4 protein-coding genes are annotated in these 5381 nt (G+C 68.4%); 1 reads left to right on the top strand and 3 read right to left on the bottom strand.

Annotation, left to right across the window (positions count from 1 at the left end; genetic code table 11):
• Nucleotides 1-53 precede the first annotated feature (53 nt).
• Together ACRDP3_RS21275 and ACRDP3_RS21270 are read right to left on the bottom strand one after the other, a co-directional pair.
• Nucleotides 54-1850 (bottom strand): ABC transporter substrate-binding protein, encoded by a 1797-nt coding sequence (locus tag ACRDP3_RS21275; RefSeq protein WP_431518578.1) that lies wholly within the window; start codon nucleotides 1848-1850, stop codon nucleotides 54-56.
• Nucleotides 1851-1936: 86 nt separating this feature from the next.
• On the bottom strand, nucleotides 1937-2980 hold the full coding sequence (locus tag ACRDP3_RS21270; RefSeq protein WP_431518577.1) for an ABC transporter permease: 1044 nt from the start codon (nucleotides 2978-2980) through the stop codon (nucleotides 1937-1939).
• A 407-nt stretch (nucleotides 2981-3387) separates the two neighbouring features.
• Here ACRDP3_RS21270 and ACRDP3_RS21265 point away from each other — a divergent pair, with 407 nt between their 5' ends.
• The gene (locus tag ACRDP3_RS21265) at nucleotides 3388-4389 is read left to right on the top strand and encodes a hypothetical protein (protein ID WP_431518576.1); all 1002 of its coding nucleotides are present in this window, start codon (nucleotides 3388-3390) and stop codon (nucleotides 4387-4389) included.
• On the opposite strand, the gene ACRDP3_RS21260 is transcribed toward ACRDP3_RS21265, so the two are convergent.
• Nucleotides 4376-5381, bottom strand: a 1006-nt coding sequence (locus tag ACRDP3_RS21260) for an oligopeptide/dipeptide ABC transporter ATP-binding protein (protein ID WP_431518575.1), incomplete at its 5' end; no start/stop codon positions are given. The genes ACRDP3_RS21265 and ACRDP3_RS21260 overlap by 14 nt on opposite strands.

Genomic DNA, 5381 nt, shown 5'->3' with positions numbered 1-5381 from the left:
GCCCCGGGGGGCGGGCACCACGGCTGGCGCAAGCAACCGCGCTGAGTGCGCCGTTACTTCTTGACGTACAGCTGGGTCGGGTCGATGCCGCTGAGGACGTCGTTCAGGACGGCCCCGCCCACCTTGGACCCGTGCAGCTGGATCTGCTTGTAGAACATGAGCGGGACGTCGGGCAGGTCCTCCTTGAGGATCTTGTCCCCGAGCTTGCCCCACTCCGCGGCGGCCTTCTCCGCGTCAGTGATCTTGGAGACGCGGTCCATCTCCTTGTTCATCTTCGGGTCGTCGTAGTGCGAGTAGTTCGCCGCACCGTCCTGCACCTGACGGCCGTCCAGCGTCGGCGGGATCACCGTGGACGCGCTGGGCCAGTCCGCTCCCCAGGAGGAGTGGTACATGTCGTAGTTGTTCTTGACCTTGCCGATCTGGTCGTAGTAGGTGTCCGTCACGACGTCCTTCAGCTGGACATCGAAGCCGGCCTTCTCCAGGTTGTCCTTCGCCGCGATGGAGAAGTCCGACCACTCCGGCGAGTTCTGGTACGCGAAGGTGATCTTCTTGCCGGTCTTGCCGGCGTCCTTCAGTACCTGCTTGGCCTTCTTCACGTCACCCTGCGGCTTCTTGGTCTTGCCATAGGGGTCGGCGCCGGTGTGACCCGCGACCGTCGGGCTGAGGTAGCTGCCGCCCAGCTCACCGCCGCCGGAGCCACCGAACGCCTGCACCAGCGACTGGGCCGGCAGCGCGTAGGCGATGGCCTCACGGACCTTCTTGTCCTTGAGCCGGTCCATGTTGAAGGAGATCTTGCCGACGTAGGGCTGGTAGCCGGCCAGCGAGCGCTTCTTCACCGAGGCGTCCGAGCGCACGGACTGCATGCTGGAGGCGTCGACCTGGTTGGTGTAGCTGACCGCGGTCTTGTTCTCCGCGCTGTCGGAGACCAGCCGCTTGGTGGAGGCCTCGTAGGACACGCCGAACTGGATCTTGTGCGTGTCCGGGTACGCGTGCCGCACCGAGTCCGTCTTCGGGTCCCACTCGTCGTTGCGTACGAGCTTCATGCTCTTGCCGGACTTGAAGGACTCGATCTTGTACGGGCCGGAGCTGACCGGCTTCTTGTCGTACTTCTCCTTCGTGTCGCCCTTCTCCTGGACGGCGGAGTAGCCGGCCATGCCCAGCGCGTAGGGCAGGTCGGGCTGCGGGTTCTTGAAGTGGAAGACGATCGTCTTGTCGTCCGGGGTCTCCAGGACCTTGTCCGGGAGGTGCTTGCCCTTGTACGGGCCGTCCTTGAGCATCTTGCGGTAGCCGACGCCGCTCTCGCCGGCCAGCCACTGCTGGATGAAGGTCGGGCCTTCGGATACGAACGGCGCGAACTGCCGCTCGAAGGTGTGCCGGATGTCCTTGGACGTGATCGGGGAGCCGTCCTCCCACTTGACGCCGTCCTTGAGCTCGTACGTCCAGGTCCGGTCGCCGTCCGAGGACTTGCCGCTGTCCTTGGCGAGGTCGCCGACCACGGTGTACTTGCCGGCGTTGTCCCGCTTGTAGGTGGTCAGCCGGCGGTGGATGAGGGTGGAGAAGGAGCCCTCGTCGCTGACGTACATCTGCGCGGGGTCGAGGTGCGCGTAGCTGTCCCGCTGGTAGACGGTGAGCTCGCCGCCCTTCTGGGCGCCCTTCACCTCCTCGGCGGGGCCGGCCGAGGCCTGCTCGTCGCCGAACTCGAACTGCACCTGCTGCTTCTTGGCGTCTTCCTTGCTGACATCGCCCTCGCCGCCGCCGCCACCGCCGCTGCTGCACCCGGTGAGGAGGAGCGCGCCCGCGGCGAGCCCCACGACGGAGACGCGCGCCGTGCGCATTCTGAATCTGCTCATAGTGGTGGAAGCACCTACCTGTCGGTTGTGTGTTGCTGCCTGACTGATGCGGTGCTGGGGTGGCAGCACCCCCCGCTGCTCGGTCATCAACGTCCCGATTTCGGGTCGAAGGCGTCCCTGACCGAGTCCCCGAGCAGGTTGAACGCGACGATGAAGATCACCATCGCGCCGCCGGGGAAGAACATGTAGGTGATGTCGCTCTGGTAGACCTCCGCGCCTTTGGCGAACATCCGACCCCAGTCCGGAACCGAACCCGGCATGCCGACACCGAGGAAGGAGAGCCCTGCGACGGCCGTGACGAAGTTGGGCAGCATGTAGGTCGACTGCACCAGAATCGGAGTCACGACGTTCGGCAGCAGCTCCTTGCGGACGATCCGCCAGGGCGGGGTCCCGGCGACCTTCGCCGCCTCGACGAACTCCCGCTCGCGCAGGGTGAGTACGACACCGCGCAGCAGCCGGGCCAGTGTCATCCAGCCCAGCAGCCACATCACGAAGATCAGTACGCAGGCCCGTAGCCAGGTGGGCATCTCGTCCCGAGGATCGACGAACAGGGCCATGACGACCGGTGTGAAGGCGACGAAGAAGAGCTGGTTGGGGAAGGACATCATCAGGTCGGTGAGCCGGCCGACGAAGTAGTCCGTCTTGCCGCCCAGGTAGCCGCCCGCGACACCGATCACGATGGCGGTGAGCACCGAGAGGATCGTGATGATCACGGCCAGCGAGAGCGAGGTACGTATCCCGTACACCAGCTGCGTGAAAACGTCGCGGCCCAGCCCCGGCTCCAGTCCGAACCAGAACTCGCTGTCCATGCCGCCGTTGGGCTTCACGGGGTAGGCGTTGTCGTTCAGCAGGCCCGGCTGTATCTGCCCGTAACGGGTGTAGGGGTCCTTGCCGTACAGCCAGGAGATCACCGGCGCCAGCGCCGCGATCGCGAACACCGCAAGGACAACACACGCGGAGATGACGCCTGTGCGGTCGCGCTTGAAGCGCATCCACATCAGCTGGCCGGGTGACCGGCCCGCGAGCTGGTCGTTCTTGCCGTTCTGGCCGACCGGCCCGGAGGTCAGGCCGGGCTCGTCGGGACCTGGGGTGTCGGCCCCCGCGATCGCAGCCTGGGATGGACTTGTCATCGTGTTTGCGCCCCCGCGCTCTGTCATCTATGCGGATAGATCCCTGAGTTGGCAGCGCGTGCCATGGGTTGAGGGAACTTTGCAAGTGAATAACCTCTCAGTCAAGAGGTACCGGGGGCGGGGTGTGGACCCGCAGCGCATCTTGAGCGAAGGTTTTGCAGATTGAGGTCCCAGCGTGCTTGACCTCCCGTGAGCCGGTCGGGCATATCGCCATAAGTAGTCAACAAACGCGTTAACACAGCCGCAACCCAGTCGTGGCAGTACCGATATACGAACCCCGCGCCCTGAAGTCCGTACGGCCGTGCGCGTGCGGTCGCCATGTGACGCGTCAGTAGGCTTGCCCTCGGACGCCGCGCGAGGAAGACCGCGCGGCGCACGAGTATCCGCACCCACCCGGGGGCCCGGCGATGAGCAACGACCGCACGCTGGCACGCGGCGGACGCGTCTCCGGCGCGCTGCTGCTGGCCGCGCTCGCCGTGCTCGACCTCGGCTGGATCATCCGCGACTTCACCAAGGCCGCCGAGGTCACCGACGTGTGGTGGATGTGGTCGAGCCTGCTCTTCCGCGCCCAGGACGGCGTGTGGGCCAGCTCGTTCGTGGAGCCCACCCTGCTGGTGCTCTACACCGTCTGCGCCGTCACCGCCCTGCACTCCTCCTCCGCCGCCGGCATCCTCGCCTCGGCCGGCGCGCTCACGATCCTGCTCCGCGTCCCCACCCTGTGGAACCTCAACGCCAACTGGATACGCGGCGGCGTCTCCGAAGGGCTCCGGAGCAAGGTCCTCTTCAGCGTGATCGCCATGCTCGTGTTCGCAGTCGCGCTGGTCGTCATCGCGGCCGCGGCCCGCCGCCCGGTCCCGGTACGGGCCACGGACGGTGCCGACACCGGCACCGGGCCCGGCGACGGGCCCCCCGCCCGTCCCGCCCCCGGCGGACGCGTCGCGGCCTTCCTGCTCTCGGCCGCGGTGGCCGTCGTACTCGTGGCCTGGGAGGTCCAGGCGTGGCGGGACCAGGGCTGGGAGCTGTATTCGCGCCATTTCACCGGCGACCGGGGTCTGGTCACGCTGCTGGCGGTGCCGGACACCTGGTACGGGCTGACGCTGGCCCTGCTGTCCCTGGCCGCCGCCGTCGCGGCCCTCACCCGCGCCGGCCACGCCCGCCCGCTGGGCATGATCCTGGCCGCCCCGCTGCTGGGGTCCGGCGGCTTCGCCCTGTCGTTCGCGGTCAAGGCGCAGCTGCTGTCGGACTTCGCCGAACTCGAACTCCGCGACCAACTCCGGCTCGCCACGGCCGTCTTCGAGATCCTCGCGGCCCTCGCCCTGCTGCTCGCCCTGGCCCACCGCGACGACCGTTCCGCCGAGCCCGGACCCACCGGCGCGGCAGCGCCGTCGTCGTCCGCTACCGCGGCGTGATCCGGTCCATCTCCTCCCTCTCCTCCCTCTCCTCCGCGAAGTGACACGCGGACGGGTGGTGCGCGGGCCCCTCCGCCTGTCCGAGGCCCGCCGGGACCGACAGCGCCGGTTCCTCCGCCGCGCACCGGTCCGCCACCTTCCAGCAGCGGGTGCGGAAGTGGCAGCCCGAGGGCGGGTCCGCCGGTGAGGGCACCTCGCCCCGCAGCACGATGCGCGTGCGGCCCGCCTCGGCAGCCGGGTCCGGCACGGGCACCGCGGACAGCAGGGCCTGGGTGTAGGGGTGGGTGGGGTGCTCGTAGATCTCGCTCTCGGTGCCGATCTCGACGATCTTGCCGAGGTACATGACCGCGACCCGGTCGGCGATGTGCCGCACGACGGACAGGTCGTGGGCGATGACGACGTAGGAGAGGTCGAACTCGTCCTGCAGCCGCTCCATCAGGTTGACCACCTGCGCCTGCACGGATACGTCCAGGGCCGAGACCGGCTCGTCCGCGACGATGATCTCGGGGCGCAGGGCGAGGCCGCGGGCGATGCCGATGCGCTGCCGCTGGCCGCCGCTGAACTGGTGCGGGTAGCGGTTGACGTACTCGGGGTTCAGCCCGACCACGTCCAGCAGCTCCCGCACCCTGCGGCCCCGGTCGCCCCGCGGTGCCACCTCGGGGTGGATGTCGAAGGGTTCGCCGATGATGTCGCCGACTGTCATCCGGGGGTTGAGGGAGGTGTAGGGGTCCTGGAAGACGATCTGCGCCTTCCGCCGGAACGCGAGGAGCTGGCCCGGCGGCCGCGCCGTGATGTCGTCGCCGTCGAACACGATGCGGCCGCGGGTCGGCTCGATGGCGCGCAGCACGAGGCGGCCGGTGGTCGTCTTGCCGCAGCCGCTCTCACCCACGAGGCCGAGGGTCTCGCCGGGGTCGATCGTGAAGCTGACGCCGTCGACGGCGCACCGCGCCTCGGCCACGTTGCACCGGGGATGGAAGCGGCAGCCGGTGGGC

The organism is Streptomyces sp. (assembly GCF_050698815.1).
Classification (GTDB): Bacteria; Actinomycetota; Actinomycetes; order Streptomycetales; family Streptomycetaceae; genus Streptomyces.
The sequence above is the reverse complement of the archived record's forward strand: the minus strand, read 5'-3'. Positions and strand labels throughout refer to the sequence as shown.

Excerpts from the sequence above, each read along its gene's own strand:
- ACRDP3_RS21275 (WP_431518578.1), bottom strand. The coding sequence starts at position 1,850 with ATGAGCAGATTCAGAATGCGCACGGCGCGCGTCTCCGTCGTGGGGCTC.
- ACRDP3_RS21270 (WP_431518577.1), bottom strand. The coding sequence starts at position 2,980 with ATGACAAGTCCATCCCAGGCTGCGATCGCGGGGGCCGACACCCCAGGT.
- ACRDP3_RS21265 (WP_431518576.1), top strand. The coding sequence starts at position 3,388 with ATGAGCAACGACCGCACGCTGGCACGCGGCGGACGCGTCTCCGGCGCG.